The 15781-nt window shown below is 39.1% G+C and carries 14 protein-coding genes; all 14 read left to right on the top strand.

Translation table 11 applies throughout. The features are described 5' to 3' along the window. Positions 1–72: 72 nt before the first annotated feature. The 14 genes from EBF12_RS02750 (at position 73) to EBF12_RS02685 (ending at position 15780) form a co-directional block, all read left to right on the top strand. Positions 73–384, top strand: coding sequence for a hypothetical protein (locus EBF12_RS02750; RefSeq protein ID WP_415579863.1), 312 nt, complete (start codon positions 73–75; stop codon positions 382–384). Then, the gene (locus tag EBF12_RS02745) at positions 368–1426 is read left to right on the top strand and encodes a sensor histidine kinase (protein WP_121726304.1); all 1059 of its coding nucleotides are present in this window, start codon (positions 368–370) and stop codon (positions 1424–1426) included. Before EBF12_RS02750 ends, EBF12_RS02745 begins: the two co-directional genes overlap by 17 nt. A gap of 51 nt (positions 1427–1477) precedes the next feature. Beyond that, positions 1478–2839, top strand: coding sequence for an L-serine ammonia-lyase (locus EBF12_RS02740; protein ID WP_121726303.1), 1362 nt, complete (start codon positions 1478–1480; stop codon positions 2837–2839). A gap of 41 nt (positions 2840–2880) precedes the next feature. After that, entirely contained in the window at positions 2881–4194 is a 1314-nt protein-coding gene (gene aroA, locus EBF12_RS02735) for a 3-phosphoshikimate 1-carboxyvinyltransferase (RefSeq protein ID WP_121726302.1), read from the top strand. Further along, entirely contained in the window at positions 4194–5015 is an 822-nt protein-coding gene (locus EBF12_RS02730; protein ID WP_121726301.1) for a 4-hydroxy-3-methylbut-2-enyl diphosphate reductase, read from the top strand. The genes aroA and EBF12_RS02730 overlap by 1 nt, the downstream gene beginning before the upstream one ends. Positions 5016–5109: 94 nt before the next feature. Beyond that, on the top strand, positions 5110–6765 hold the full coding sequence (locus EBF12_RS02725; protein WP_121726300.1) for a 30S ribosomal protein S1: 1656 nt from the start codon (positions 5110–5112) through the stop codon (positions 6763–6765). Between the two features lie 14 nt (positions 6766–6779). Continuing rightward, positions 6780–7241 (top strand): hypothetical protein, encoded by a 462-nt coding sequence (locus EBF12_RS02720; protein WP_121726299.1) that lies wholly within the window; start codon positions 6780–6782, stop codon positions 7239–7241. Between the two features lie 25 nt (positions 7242–7266). Then, positions 7267–8847, top strand: coding sequence for a phosphoglycerate dehydrogenase (gene serA, locus EBF12_RS02715; protein WP_121726298.1), 1581 nt, complete (start codon positions 7267–7269; stop codon positions 8845–8847). Between the two features lie 16 nt (positions 8848–8863). Then, on the top strand, positions 8864–11698 hold the full coding sequence (gene uvrA / locus EBF12_RS02710; protein ID WP_121726297.1) for an excinuclease ABC subunit UvrA: 2835 nt from the start codon (positions 8864–8866) through the stop codon (positions 11696–11698). After that, on the top strand, positions 11695–12732 hold the full coding sequence (locus EBF12_RS02705) for a D-alanine--D-alanine ligase (protein ID WP_121726296.1): 1038 nt from the start codon (positions 11695–11697) through the stop codon (positions 12730–12732). Before uvrA ends, EBF12_RS02705 begins: the two co-directional genes overlap by 4 nt. 3 nt (positions 12733–12735) lie before the next feature. Continuing rightward, positions 12736–13512, top strand: coding sequence for an alpha/beta fold hydrolase (locus EBF12_RS02700; RefSeq protein ID WP_121726295.1), 777 nt, complete (start codon positions 12736–12738; stop codon positions 13510–13512). Continuing rightward, on the top strand, positions 13499–13786 hold the full coding sequence (locus EBF12_RS02695) for an acylphosphatase (protein ID WP_121726294.1): 288 nt from the start codon (positions 13499–13501) through the stop codon (positions 13784–13786). Before EBF12_RS02700 ends, EBF12_RS02695 begins: the two co-directional genes overlap by 14 nt. 9 nt (positions 13787–13795) lie before the next feature. Next, entirely contained in the window at positions 13796–15274 is a 1479-nt protein-coding gene (locus EBF12_RS02690) for a Mur ligase family protein (RefSeq protein ID WP_121726293.1), read from the top strand. Positions 15275–15282: 8 nt separating this feature from the next. Then, on the top strand, positions 15283–15780 hold the full coding sequence (locus tag EBF12_RS02685; protein ID WP_121726292.1) for an HIT family protein: 498 nt from the start codon (positions 15283–15285) through the stop codon (positions 15778–15780). The last annotated feature ends 1 nt before the right edge of the window (position 15781 follow it).

The raw sequence follows: 15781 nt of genomic DNA, 5'->3' as shown, positions 1-15781 counted from the left end.
ACTTCTATGGCATTAATGAATTTTAATAAAGCTCAAGATTCTCATAAACTTAGCCTTAAAGCAGAATCTAGAATGCGTTTAGATGAGCAAAAAGAGGATGCAAAGTTAAGAGAGCAGACAGATAACTTTGAATCTTTGCTTTTAAAGATTATGTTAGAACAAGCGATAAAAAATGATGATATACTCTATCCCAAACAGGCTGGGAGTGATATTTACCATTCAATGTATATTGATAGCCTAAGCCAAGAGCTAAGTGGGAGTTTTGGATATAGTGAGCTATTGTTTAACTTTCTTAAAGAGCAGCAAAATCAAGACAAGGCAAATTCAAAGCCTATGGCAAAATTTACCAATGGAGTAAAGAATCCTTATGGAGAATCAAAATAATATCATAAGCCCAGAGATTTTACAGCACTTAAGCAGCGATGATAAAAGTGTCCTGCTTGAATCTTTAGCCACACTTATCCAAAGCACCTATGGCACGGAGCAAGAGTTCAAAAAACTTCAAAGCGATTTTAATGCACTTAAAGCTTTGTATGAGTGGGTTTTAGAGCTTATCCCACAGGCGGTGTGGGTGCTGGAAGCTGATAAGAGTGTGTTTTATCAAAACGAGCACGCCAATAAGCTAGAATCTATGCTACCAAGCATTATTAATCTGCAAGAAGGCGAACACGAGGTGGAGTTTGAGGGGCAGTTTTATCTTTTGCAAAATAATAGAAAAAATGACAAACAAGTGATGAGTGCTACACATATAACTAACCAAAAGCGACAAGAGCGACTAGCTTCTATGGGGCAGGTTTCCGCACATTTAGCACACGAGATACGCAACCCAATTGGCTCAATTTCGCTTTTAACTTCAGGCCTACTTAAAAGGGGCGATGAGCAGGTAAAGTCGCTTGTGTTTGAGATGAAAAAGGCTTTGTGGAGAGTGGAGCGACTTATTAATGCGACTTTGCTTTTTACAAAAGGTGTGAATCCAAATAAGCAGATTCACGCACTTATTGATTTTGAATCTGATTTGTATGATAGCGTGGGGTATTATACTTATTCAAAGCCTATTGAGTTTAGTTTTAAGCTTTGTAGCGGAGAGACTAGCGAGATTCTAGCGGATTTTGATTTACTAAGCATTGTGCTGCAAAATTTTCTCTCAAATGCTATTGATGCTATTGAGGAGGGGGAGTGTCAAGCTGGAGAGGTGAATATTGGCTTTATTGATGAGAGTGAGTTTTGGTGCTTTAGCATAAGTGATAATGGTGTGGCAATTGATGATAAAAATATCCTTTTTGAGCCATTTAAGACAACAAAATTAAAAGGTAATGGGCTTGGCTTGGCATTGTGTCAGCAAATAGTGGCTGCACACAATGGAAGCATTGAGTTACAAGATTCACAGACAAAAAAAACCTTTTTTGTTAAGATTGCTAAAAACTAGAAGTTATATTGCTATAATGCGTGAGATGTAGCAATGAGACAAGGAGTGGTAATGAGCAATCTTAGTATTTTTAAAATCGGTGTAGGTCCTTCAAGCTCTCACACGCTTGGTCCAATGTTGGCTGGAAATCTATTTTGTGAGCTTGTGGATTCTAAAATAGAACCTGTGAGTAGAGTAGAGATTATTCTCTATGGCTCTTTGTCATTGACAGGTAAGGGGCATTTGAGTGATAAGGCTATCCTTTGGGGGTTAAGTAATCTCAAAGCACAAAATATCACAGCAGATTCTCAACACAAGGTGATAAATGATTGCTTAGAAAAGCAGATTCTAAGTCTATGTGGAAAAAAGCAGATAAGGTTTGTGTATGGAAAGGATTTGGTTTTTTCACAAGAGTTTTTGCCGCTGCACGAAAACGCCCTAAAAATCACTGCGTTTGATGAAAATGACAAGATTGTAGAAGCTCAAGTGTATTACTCCACGGGAGGTGGATTTGTTGCTACACAAGAGGAGCTAGAAAAGCAAATGCAAGGTGTCAAGGGGCAGGAGTGCAAGATTGCCTTGCAGATTGATAATGCTTCACATTTATTAGAGCTGTGTGAAAAGAAAAAGAAGAATCTTGCTCAAATATCGCTAGAGTATGAGTTGCAGTTTCACACACAGGAGCATATCTCACGCTATTGTCAAGAGATTTGGGGGGTGATGGAAGATTCTTATCATCGTGGGTGTAATCCACAAAGTTTAGAATTGCCGGGCAAAATGCACTTGCACCGCAGGGCAAAGGGGCTAAGTGAGCGATTAAAACCAACGACCGATCCTTTTGGGATTATTGATTATGTTTCATTGTATGCTATTGCTATTGCTGAAGAGAATGCTGCGGGGGGCAAGGTTGTTACCGCACCGACAAATGGGGCTTGTGCGGTGATACCTGCTGTCATTTTATATCTTAAAAATCATACCATAGGCTTTAATGACAAATTGATTGAAGATTTTTTGCTTTCCGCAATGCTGATTGGCTCATTGTATAAAAGGAATGCGTCAATTAGCGGTGCGGAAGCTGGGTGTCAAGCGGAGATTGGCTCGGCTAGCTCTATGGCAGCAGCCGCTATGGCAACAACCCTTGGAGCAGATGCAAATAAGGCGTGTAATGCCGCAGAAATTGCAATGGAGCATCATTTGGGATTAACTTGTGATCCTGTGGGTGGGCTTGTGCAAGTGCCTTGTATTGAACGCAATGCCTTTGGGGCGATTAAGGCTATTAGTGCGGTGCGGATTGCGATGAGCAGGACTTCTAAGCCTATTGTTGGACTTGATGAGATTATCTCTACAATGTATCAAACAGGCAAAGATATGAATCGCAAATACAAGGAAACCTCGCTTGGTGGATTAGCAAAAACGCTTTCAAGCGTGTGCTAGTGCGTGGCTTTATGCGAGAGATAGAATCTTAAGGGGAGAATATGCGTATTACAAAAATTGCAGCGGCAAAGAGATTTGAACTAGAGCTTGATAAGATTGCCACGGATAAGTCAATCTCTCATCGTGGGGCGATGTTTGCTCTTTTGGCAAATGCACCTTGCGAGATGAAGGGATTTTTAGAAGGTGAGGATACACTGCATACTTTGCAGATTGCTAAGAATCTTGGGCTTGTAGTGGAAAAAAGGGGTGAAAGTCTCTATCTTATTCCACCAAAAGATGGCATACAAGAGCCAAGAGAAGTGCTTGATTGTGGTAATGCAGGGACGGGAATGCGTCTGTATGCTGGACTTTTGAGCGGGATAAATGGACATTTTGTCTTAAGTGGTGATGAGTATTTGAATGTGCGTCCTATGGGGAGAATCATTGAGCCTTTGAGTGCCATTGGGGCGGATATTAGGGGGAGAGATGGGAATAGGTATGCTCCACTAAGCATACAAGGAGCGAGACTTAAGAGCTTTACCTATCAAAGCAAGATTGCTTCAGCACAAGTTAAAAGTGCGATGATTTTAGCAGGACTACATACAGAGGGTAAAAGTAGATTCTATGAGCCATTTTTGAGCCGAGATCATACGGAGAAAATGCTCAAAGGTATGGGTGTCAAAATACAAGGGCGTGAGATTCAAAGTGGGCAAAACGGGCAAAGCGGCTATGAAGTGGAGTTTGAAGGCTCTTGTAAAAAATTAGAATCTTTTAAGCTTGAAGTTCCAGCTGATCCTTCAAGTGCATTTTTCTTTGCTCTTGGGGCGTGTGTGCTAGAATCAAGAGTGGTTTTAAAAAATGTATTATTAAATAAAACGCGTATTGAGGCTTTTAAGATTCTAGAATCTATGGGGGCTAAGGTAACATATAATGTAAAAAGCTCACTTTATGAGGAGATTGGGGATATAGAGGTGCAAGGTGGGCAACTAAAAGCGGTAAAAGTGGATAAAAATATCGCGTGGCTTATTGATGAGCTTCCAGCACTTGGGGTGTGTTTTGCTTTAGCTAAAGGACGCAGTGAAGTGCGAAATGCAAAAGAGCTAAGGGTAAAAGAGAGTGATAGAATCCTAGCTACCATTACAAATTTGCGTGCTATGGGGATAGAGTGTGAGGAGTTTGAAGATGGCTTTAGTGTGTGTGGCGGAGAGCTAAAAAGAGCAAGGGTTAGCTCTTTTGGTGATCATCGTATTGCAATGAGTTTTGCTATTGCCCAGCTTGTGTGTGGCGGAGAGATTGAGAATAGTGAGTGTATTGATGTGTCGTTTCCAAACTTTTTAGAGCTTTTGGCACAAATTACTGATGTGGAGAATATATAATGGAAGTAAAACTTGCAAAAAAATATGGATTCTGCTTTGGCGTGAAAAGAGCGATTGATATTGCTGAAAAAAATAAACACGCCACAACTTTTGGTCCGCTTATCCACAATGCAAAGGAAATTGAGCGTTTGCAGAGGGATTTTGATGTGAACTTAAGCGAAAGCCTTAGTCAAGCTCAAAAGTTTCAAAGTGTGATTGTCCGCACACACGGAATTACAAAGAGTGATTTGCAGACATTACAAAATCAAAAGATTCATATCGTTGATGCAACTTGCCCTTTTGTAACAAAGCCACAAAATATTGTAGAAAAAATGTCAAATGAGGGCTATCAAATTGTGATTTTTGGCGATAGTAACCACCCGGAGGTAATGGGCGTGGCAAGCTATGGTGAAGATGTGTTGATTGTGGGAAATGTGGAGGAGCTAGAACATGTGAAGTTTAAGAAAAAAGTCGCCCTTGTGTCTCAAACAACAAAACAGCCTAAGCTTTTTGGAGAGATTGCGGCATTTTTGGCTTCACGCGTGAATGAATGTCGTGTGTTTAATACTATTTGCAATGCGACTTTTGATAATCAATCCGCGGTTGATGCGCTAAGTAGGGAAGTAGATGTGATGATTGTTGTTGGTGGGAAAAACTCCTCAAACACAAAGCAGCTTTTAAAAATCGCACAAAAATACTGCAAAGATAGCTATTTAGTAGAAGATGAAAAGGAGCTGCAAGAAGAATGGTTTGCAAATAAGAATTTATGTGGAGTTACAGCTGGGGCTTCCACTCCGGATTGGATTATTCAAAATGTTGTGGCAAAAATAGAACAAATTTAAGAATCTTTTGATACACAATGCTATTCTTAAGCTATGGCAAGGTTTGCTTTGGTAGAATAAGCGAATTTTAATTTTAAAGAGGTAAAGGGCGTCAATGTTAGTGAATTTGGATAATGTAGTCTTGAACGATGAGGAAGATTTCGCAGCTTTGCTTGAGGCGAGTGAGCGTAGGGCTGTTAGCGGAGCAATACAGACTGGAGAGATTGTAGCGATAAATGATGAGTATGCTATGGTGGCTGTGCCTAATGAAAAATCAGAGGCTGCGTTGAGATTAAGTGAGATTCAAGATGAAAATGGGAATCTACTCTTTAAACAGGGTGATAAGATTGAAGTTTTTGTAACTTCTGGACGCGGTGGCAGACCAAGTGCATCTTATAAGAAAGCATTGAAAATGCACAAAATTGTTGAGAAAATTGCAGAACTAGCAGATGATTATAAGGATAAAATTATTGAAGCCAAGGTGATTAAGAAGAATAAGGGTGGTTTTATCTTGGAATATGATGGCGTAGATGTGTTTATGCCTCGCCGAGATTCTGCGGTGCGTGAAGATGACAAGGCTATTGGTAGGACTTATAAGGTAGCTATTGTGAATCTAGATAAAGAGAATAACTCTATTGTGGTTTCACGCAAGAGATTTTTTGAGCTAGATGATGCAAATCGTCAAAATATGAGTAGTAAGCTCCTTGAAAATGATGGTGTGCAAAATGGTGTGGTGGCAAAAATTGCTCCTTTTGGAATCTTTGTTGATATTGGTGGCATTGAAGGCTTGGTGCATTACACAGAGCTTAGTCATAAGGGACCTGTGAATCCAGCAAAGAATTTTAAGAAAGGTGATGCGGTTGTTGTTAAGGTGCTAGGCTATGATGAGAAGAAACGCAGACTTTCTCTCTCTATGAAAGCACTTGGTGATGACCCTTGGAAAGAGATAGAAAAAGAGCTTGAGGTAGGCTATGCCATCAAGGTTATGGTGAGTAATATTGAGACGTATGGAGCATTTGTAGATTTGGGTAATGATATTGAGGGATTCTTGCATATCTCTGAAATTTCTTGGAATAAGAATATTAAGCACCCTTCGCAATATTTGAGCGTAGGACAAGAGATTGATGTTGAGATTATTGAGATTGATACGACAAATAAAAAACTTCGTGTCTCTCTTAAACGACTACTTGATAAGCCTTTCACACAATTTACCAAAACACATCAAGTGGGCGAAATTGTCAAAGGTAAGATAGTTACACTTACTGATTTTGGGGCATTTGTAAAATTTGATGGCGTTGATGGATTGCTTCATAATGAAGATGCGTTTTGGGATAAAGAGCTTAAGTGCAAAAATGAATTTAAGGTTGGCGATGAGATTGAGGTGAAAATCATTAAGATTGATCAAGAAAATGAGCGTATCTCACTATCCAAAAAGCTCTTAGACCACTCTCCTGCAAAAGAATTTGCAAAGTCTCATAAGGTTGATGATGTTGTCATTGGCAAGGTTATTGATGTAAAGGATTTTGGTGTTTTTGTTAAGATTGATGAGATGGAAGCACTTATCCGTAATGATGATATTTATCCGCTTAAGAAAGAGGATATTTCTGCAGGACAGGAGATGGAGTGCGTTATTGCTCACATTGATGAAGAAAACAATAAAGTGAGAGCTTCTATCAAGCGACTTGAGCGACAAAAAGAAAAAGAAACGCTCAAAGCCTTTAACTCGGAAGAAAAAATCACACTTGGCGATAAGCTTAAAAATCGCCTTTAGGAGATAGCTAGGCAATGAAAAAGCTAGCATTTGTTGCAGGGCTTTTGGCGGTTTTAAGTGGGGCGATTTATGGTGTTTTGTATTTAGATAAAATTTCTATATCCCCAAGCTTCCAAGCTCAGCCTATTGAGTTTCCACAAACTCACACAAATCAGATTCAGCAAGAGAGTTGGCTCAACTCTCTTGCTGATCGCGATGAGTTGCCTTATGCTTACCCTGCTACGGAGCTTAGTGTGCGATTTGATTTTGCTGATAAGGATTCTAAGCGTGGTATGCCTTCCTCAATTAGCATTAATGATTTAGATGAGTATAAATTTGCTTGTGTTAAGCAGGTGTTGCGACAAAATAATATAGAATCTGCCTATTATAAGTCAGGCGATAGCCTTAGGCTTATGGTTTTTTTGACAGATGAGGCTATGTATGAAAAGCTTTTGGCAGATTTAAAGTATTATCGCCTTAGTTTTAGTGTGCAGTAACCAAAACAAAAAAAGGAGTGCGTTTATGAAGTATAAAATCATTGTGTGCGATCATATTCATCAAAGTGGGCTTGATTTGCTCTTGGCTCAAAGTGATATTGAAATGGAGAATCTTGCTTCCATTCCAAAAGATGAGTTGTTGGGTAAAATAGCAAATGCCGATGTTGTCATTACACGAAGTTCAACAGATGTTGATGAAAGATTTTTGGAATCTTCTGGGCAGATAAGGGCGGTTGTGCGTGCTGGCGTAGGTGTGGATAATGTTGATATTGATGGCTGCTCACGCAAAGGTATTGTTGTGATGAATGTGCCTACGGCAAATACTATTGCAGCGGTGGAGCTTACAATGGCACATTTGATTAATGCTGTGCGTAATTTTCCCGGAGCAAATGCCCAGCTCAAAAATGAAAGAAAATGGAAACGCGAAGATTGGTATGGTATTGAGCTAAAGGGCAAAAAGCTTGGTATTATAGGGTTTGGCAATATTGGAAGTCGTGTAGGCATTAGGGCAAAAGCCTTTGAAATGGAAGTGTTGGCTTATGACCCTTATATTTTGCCATCAAAGGCTACGGATTTGGGTATCAATTACACGACAAATTTTGATGAGATTCTCTCCTGCGACATTATCACTATCCATACACCAAAAAATACTGAAACAAAAAATATGATTACATCTCAACAAATTGAAAAAATGAAAGATGGTGTGATTTTAATAAATTGTGCCAGAGGTGGGTTGTATAATGAAAAGGATTTATATGCAGGGCTAGAATCTGGTAAAATCAAGTGGGCTGGGATTGATGTGTTTGATAAAGAACCGGCGATTGATAATGCCTTGCTTGATTTACCAAATGTGTATGTAACACCACATATTGGGGCTAACACCTTAGAATCTCAAGAGCAAATTGCCATTCAGGCAGCCCAAGCGGCCATTGAAGCTGCACGAGGCTCAAGCTATCCTAATGCACTGAATCTCCCGGTTAAAGAAAATGAGCTACCAAAAATGGTAAAGCCATATCTTGAGCTTATGCAAAAGCTTGGATTCTTAGCTGTGCAAGCAAATAAGGGAGTGATTACTTCCATTTGTATAGAGGCACAGGGTGAGATAAGTGAGTATGCGGATTCGTTACAAACTTTTGGGCTTGTTGGGGCGTTAAATGCGAGTTTGGGAGATAAGATAAATTATGTCAATGCTCCATTTGTAGCTAAAGAGCGTGGCATTGAGATAAAGACAATCTGCAAAAAGCAGAATGAGACTTATAAAAATCATATTGCTATTACGCTTAGCACACAAAGTGAAACTATTAGCTTAAGTGGAGCAGTATTTGAGGATAGGCATTTGCGTATCACTTCTATTAATCAGTTTCAGTTTGATATTGAGCCAAAGGGCAAGATGATATTTTTCAAAAATACCGATGTTCCGGGTGTTGTGGGGCTTGTGGGAAGCATTTTGGGGAATTATAAGGTTAATATCGCAGATTTTCGCCTTGCTAGGCAAAATAAAGAGGCAATGGCGGTTATTCTTGTGGATTTAGATGTGCCAAGTGAGGCGATTAATGAGCTTGAGGCAATTCCTGCGTGTCTTGGTGTGAAGATTGTAAATGTGTAGGATACAAGGATAATCTTTGAAAAATGATCATATCCACATTGTAGGTGCGAGGGAAAATAATCTTAAAAATATCAATTTGAGTATTCCCAAAAATCAGCTTGTCGTTTTTACCGGGCTTTCAGGCTCTGGTAAATCAACACTCGCATTTGATACGCTCTATGCCGAGGGGCAAAGGCGATATATAGAATCGCTTTCAAGCTATGCACGACAATTCCTAGATAAGGTTGGCAAACCAAATGTTGATAAGATAGAGGGGCTAACACCTGCTATTGCCATTGATCAAAAAACTACAAGTAAAAATCCACGCTCCACGGTTGGCACAATTACAGAGATTTATGATTATTTGCGACTTTTGTATGCAAGGGTTGGGATTCAGCATTGCCATTTGTGTGGTGAGCAGATTTCGCAAATGAGTCAAACAGATATTATTGAGCAAATTTTATCTTTACCTAAAGATTCAAAACTCATACTTTTAGCACCTATTGTGAAAGAGAAAAAGGGGAGTTTTGCGGATAAAATAGAATCTTTGCGTCAAAAAGGCTATGTACGCGCAATGATAGATGGCGTGATGGTGCGGCTTGATGAGGAGTTTGAGCTTGCCAAGCATAAAAAGCACACGATTAAGGTTGTGATAGATAGGGTAGTCAATACAGAAGAAAATAGAACGCGTATCGCACAAGGTGTGGAAAAAGCGTTGAAAGAATCTTATGGTGAAGTGGAAGTAGAGCTTGTTGATGAGAAGAAGTTCTTGCACTATTCCGAGCATTTTGCGTGTTTTAAATGTAAGGTGAGCTTTGAAGAGCTAGAGCCACTTGGCTTTTCTTTCAACTCTCCAAAAGGTGCGTGTGAGGACTGCTCAGGGCTTGGTGCAAAGTATGCCATTGATATTAAAAAGATTCTTGATAAGTCTCAGCCACTGAACAAAGGTGGAATAAAAATTATTTTTGGCTTTAATCGCAATTATTATGCCGAGCTGTTTTATGCCCTATGTAAGAGTGCTAAGATTAATCCAGATTCAAGCTTTGAAGAGCTAAGTAGCACACAACAAAGCATACTCCTTTATGGGCGAGAAGAGGAAGTGGAAATCACTTGGCGTTCAAGTAAATTAAAGCGTCCGTGGAAAGGGATTCTGCAAATTGCGTATGATATGTTTAAAGATGATAAGGAGTTAGGAGACTATACAACAGAGAAGGTGTGCCAAAAGTGCCACGGACATCGCTTGAGGGCAGAATCTTTGAGTGTAAAAGTTGCAGGGTTTGGTATAGGGGATATTATCAGTCTGCCTATTGAAAAGGTGTATGAGTTTTTTAATGATAGCTCACATTTTGCCTATTTAGATTCTCAAAAAAGCTTCATCGCAGAGCCTATTTTAAAAGAGATAAGAGAAAGGTTATTTTTTCTCTATGATGTGGGGCTAGGCTATTTGAGTTTGGGGCGTGATGCAAGAAGCATTAGCGGGGGAGAATCTCAACGCATTCGCATTGCTAGTCAAATCGGCAGTGGGCTTACAGGCGTGATGTATGTGCTTGATGAGCCTAGTATTGGACTGCACGAGCGAGATACCTTGCGGCTTATTAAAACCTTGCGGAGTTTGCAGGAAAAAGGTAATAGTGTTATTGTGGTAGAACACGATAAAGAGACGATTTTAAATGCGGATTATATTGTAGATATTGGACCAGAAGCAGGGCTTCGTGGAGGGGAGGTTGTCTTTAGTGGTGATGTTAAAGCTTTATTAGAATCTCACACACTCACAGCTGAATATGTCAAGGGTGAGCGGATTATTGAGTATCCGCATAAGCGTAAGATTGAACATTGGCTTGGTATCAAAAATGTAAATATTAATAATATCCACGCACTTAGCACAAAGATTCCATTATCGCAGTTTGTGTGTGTAACAGGTGTAAGCGGGAGTGGCAAAAGCTCTCTTATTTTGCAAACACTTTTGCCTGTGGCACAAGAGCTTTTAAACAATGCTAAAAAAGTGCAAAAATGCGATGGCGTTGAGATTGTGGGGTTGGAGCATTTAGACAAGGTAATTTATTTAGACCAAAGCCCTATTGGACGCACACCGCGTAGTAACCCAGCTACTTACACGCACCTAATGGACGATATACGCACATTGTTTGCTGAAGTTAAAGAATCTAAGATTCGCGGCTATGGTGCGGGGCGTTTTAGCTTTAATGTCAAAGGTGGGCGATGTGAGAAGTGTCAAGGGGAGGGGGAGATTAAGATTGAAATGCACTTTTTGCCTGATATTATGGTGAAATGCGATATGTGTCAGGGTGCAAAATATAATCCCCAAACGCTGGAGATTACTTATAAGGGTAAAAACATTGCTGATGTGCTAGGTATGAGTGTTGATTGTGCGTTGGAATTTTTTGCTAAAGTGCCAAAGATTGCTTCGCGTTTGCAAACTCTGCAAGATGTGGGGCTAGGCTATATCACATTGGGACAAAATGCCATTACATTAAGTGGTGGCGAGGCTCAAAGGATAAAACTCGCCAAAGAGCTTAGCCGTAAGGACACGGGCAAGACACTTTATGTGCTTGATGAGCCAACCACAGGGCTACATTTTGCTGATGTGGATAGGCTCACAAGAGTGCTACACCATTTGGTGGATTTGGGCAATTCTGTTATTGTTATTGAACATAATTTAGATATGATTAAAAACGCTGATTATATCCTTGATATTGGTCCAGAGGGTGGAGCAGGTGGCGGAAAGGTCGTAGATTGTGGCTCTGTGGAACAGATTGTTAAAAATCATTCAAAAAGTGGAAGTTACACGGGCAAATATTTAGCCTTGGAATTAGAGCGTGATAAAAAATCTAAAAAACACAAGGAGAAAAAGTGAAGTTTGATGTAATTTTTGGTGGTGTGAGTTTTGAACACGAGATTAGTATAGTGAGTGCTGTTGCAGTAAAGAAGGTGCTAGGGGAAAAGATTTCAAACTTTATTTTTTTAGATTCTTCGCATAGATTCTATCTTATTCCCTCTGCGCTAATGAAGTCTAAAACTTTTAGTTCAGGTGAGTATAAAAAATGCACAGAGATTTTTTTGCAAAGAGGTGCATTTGTAAAAAAAACGCTCTTTGGCTTCAAGGCAATTATCCCAAATACACTTATTAGCCTTATACACGGCGCAGATGGAGAAGATGGAAGTATAAGTGCATTGCTTGATTTTTATCACATTCCTTTCATTGGTCCGCGTCTAGAATCTAGTGTAATGAGCTTCAATAAGGCTTTGACAAAGATTTATGCAAAATCAAGAGGTGTAAAAGTGCTAGATTATGAGATTCTCACTCGCAATAGTCCTAACCCCACTTTGCCCTATCCGCTGATTCTAAAACCCTCTCGTCTTGGAAGCTCTATAGGTGTAAGTGTAGTAAATAAAGAAGATGAGCTAGAATATGCTAAGGATTTGGCTTTTGAGTATGATGATAGCATTGTGGTGGAATGCTTTAAAAGCGGTGTGAAAGAATACAATTTGGCGGGCTGTAAAATAGGAGATGAGTTTAAATACTCTATTGTAGAAGAGCCAAGTAAGAAAGAACTGCTAGATTTTGAGAACAAATATTTGGACTTTTCTCGCACAGCACAGGTTTTGAGAGCTGATATTAGTCAAAATCTTGAGCAGAAGATTCAGAAAAATTTTGCCAAACTTTATGAAAATGCTTTTGAGGGGAGCTTAATCCGTTGCGATTTTTTTGTCATTGATGATGAGGTGTATTTGAATGAGATTAACCCTATTCCTGGGTCTATGGCGAATTATTTGTTTGAAGATTTTGCTTGTGTGCTTGAATCTTTGGCTGACAATTTGCCAAAAAAACATTCTATCAAGGTAAGCTATAAATATATTGAACGCATTCATCACGCAAAAGGAAAATAGTCTATGGCACAAAGGCGGATAGAGTATCAAAACATATCATTTGATATAAGCTATGAGATAGTAAAGCCCAATTTGGAGTTAGCCCCAAATTCTCAACCTTTGCAATCTCAAGATTCACCGCCTATTTTGTTGTTTTTACACGGCTGGGGGAGTAATAAGGATTTAATGAAAATTGCCTTTGGCAAGTGTTTTAGGGAGTTTTGTCATATTTATGTGGATATGCCGGGATTTGGCAATAGCCCTAATGAAGTGGCTTTGCAGACACAAGATTATGCTGCTATTATACAAAAGTTTGTGTATGAAGTGAGCGGGAGAAAAGCGAGTGAATGTGTGATTGTTGGGCATAGTTTTGGCGGCAAGGTGGCGACTTTGTGTCAGCCAAAAGAGATGATTTTGCTTTCATCTGCTGGAATTGTAGTGTCAAAGCCTTTTAAAGTGCGTTTTAAAATCGCTTTAACTAAGATAATGGGAAAACTAGGGCTTAGGAGTGTTGGCAAGATGTTTCGTTCAAGTGATGTGAATACAATGAACGAAAGTATGTATCAAACTTTTAAAAATGTTGTTGATGAGGATTTTTCAAAGGAGTTTAGCTCATATAATGGGGTGGTAAGTATTTTTTGGGGTGAATCTGATAGTGCCACACCGCTTTTTTGCGGAGAGAAGATCGCAAGTTTAATAAAACACAATAGATTTTTTGTAATGCAGGGTGATCACTATTTCTTCTTAAAGCAAGGTGCAGAAGTGGAGCGATTATATAGGAGTGAGAGTGAAAATAAGTAGGCAGTTTTTAGTTTTTGGCAAGGTGCAGGGTGTGGGATTTCGCCGTTTTGTAAAGGCAAAGGTTGATGCCATCAATGAAGAGGGAATAAAAATAAGTGGCTATGTATGCAATCTTGCTGATGGCAGTGTGCGTGTTGTCGCACAAGGAAGCAAGGAAGATTTACAAAAACTCTATGAGATTTTGAGTGTTGGCACGATTAAAAGTGAAGTGTCGCATATAGAAGTAAGTGATGTTGCGAAGGCAGAATTTGATGGCTTTGAGATTCTAAGATAAGGAGTAAATATGGATATGCACATCATTGATACAATAGCACAATGGGTGTTTGTGCTGTGTCTAGCATATTATGGAATGACAAATTTGCAATGGTATAATTATAGTTTTAAAAGAGTGTTATTTATGCATCATAAACGCTCTTGGCATTTGTATTATTTTATTATTCCTTTATTGATTTATGTTGGCGGATTCTTTGTGCCTAGCCCTTTTGGTGATTATATCCTTGTGAGTTTAAGTCTAGTGTATTTTATCTCTCTTGTGGTTTGGGCGATTAAGCTTGATAAGAGGTTGAACTTCACGCCTCGTGTTGTAAAATTTTTTGTGATCTTTTTTATCTTTATGGCTTTAAATGAATCTTTGTGCTATATGCTTGATATTGAGAGTGGATTGCTTGATTTAATGCCTCTCATCTTTGCGAGTGTGATTTCAAAAATATATGAAAATGTTTTGCTTAATCGCTATATCGTCCTTGCGAAAGAGAAGCTTGATATTATGTCGCGTCTTATTATCATCGGCGTAACAGGGAGCTATGGCAAAACAAGTATGAAAAACTTTCTTGTCCAGATTCTAAAAGAAAAGTATCGTGTGTATGCCACGCCGCGTAGTGTCAATACGCACACAGGCATTGTGGCTGATATTAATAATAACCTTGATTACACCACAGAGATTTACATCACTGAAGCTGGGGCGCGTTTGAAAGGTGATATTGCTTTGATTAGTGAGTTTATTAATCCGCATTATGCTGTGATAGGCGAAGTAGGGGAGCAGCATTTAGAGTATTTTAAAAGTTTAGAAAATATTGTTGAGACAAAATTTGAGTTATTGCAAAGCAAAAGGCTCAAAAAAGCTTTTGTGTTTAAAGATAATCTAAAACCGCAGAATCTTGATAATGCCCTTGCTAAAAAAATCATATATTTTCCTGAAAATGTGCGAAATGTAGAGGCAAACCTTGAAGGCACAAGCTTTGAACTCTTTATCAATAATGAGTGGCATCGTTTTGAAACGATGGTGCTAGGGCAATTTAATGTTATCAATCTTAGTGCGGCGATTTATATGGGGATTGAGCTTGGGCTAAGGGTAGAGGAGATTCAAAAGGCGGTGAGGAGAATTGAGCCAATCCCGCATAGGCTCAATAAGATTCAAACAAATCAAAAGCTCATTATTGATGATGGCTTTAATGGGAATCTTAAGGGTATGAAGGAAGCTATAAGGCTTTCTTCACTCTATGAAGGACGCAAGATCATCGTAACACCCGGCATTGTGGAAAGCACAAAGGAGGCAAATATTGAACTTGCAAAAGCCATTGATGAAGTCTTTGATATTGCGATTATCACGGGAGAGTTGAATGCTAGGACACTTGCTGACAACATACACAACACGCAAAAAATTATTATTAAAGATAAATCTATGCTTGAAGATATGCTTAAATCCTGCTCTCAACCATACGATTTGGTGTTATTTAGTAATGATGCACCAAGTTATATTTGAGGATTAGAATGCAGAGAATCTACGCACCTTGGAGGAGTGAATATTTTGGCTCTTGCATTGATGGGTGTGTATTTTGTCAAATTGCTAAGAATCCACAAGATGATGAGAAGAATCGCGTGATTTATCGTGATGATTTTGTCTTTGGTGTTATGAATCTTTACCCCTACACACCCGGGCATTTTATGCTTTTGCCTTTGGCACATTGCGATTCCCCAGAGAAATTGCCTCTTGAAGTGTGGCTTCATCTACACACACTTTCACATAAGGCGATGTCTGTGCTGTATGAGTATGGTGCACAAGGGGTAAATATGGGGATAAATATCAAAAAAGCCGCTGGAGCTGGAATCCCCGAGCATTTACATATACATTTTGTGCCACGATATGTAGGCGATACAAATTTTATTACAAGCATAGCTGATACTCGCACTTATGGAATGGATTTTGATTCTATCTATCAAAAGATTAAAGCTTTAAGCAAAAAGCATTTGAATATAGAGAGAAAATAAA

The sequence above is a fragment of the Helicobacter labetoulli genome (genome assembly GCF_003670275.1).
GTDB classification, from domain to species: domain Bacteria; phylum Campylobacterota; class Campylobacteria; order Campylobacterales; family Helicobacteraceae; genus Helicobacter_C; species Helicobacter_C labetoulli.
The sequence above is the reverse complement of the archived record's forward strand: the minus strand, read 5'-3'. Positions and strand labels throughout refer to the sequence as shown.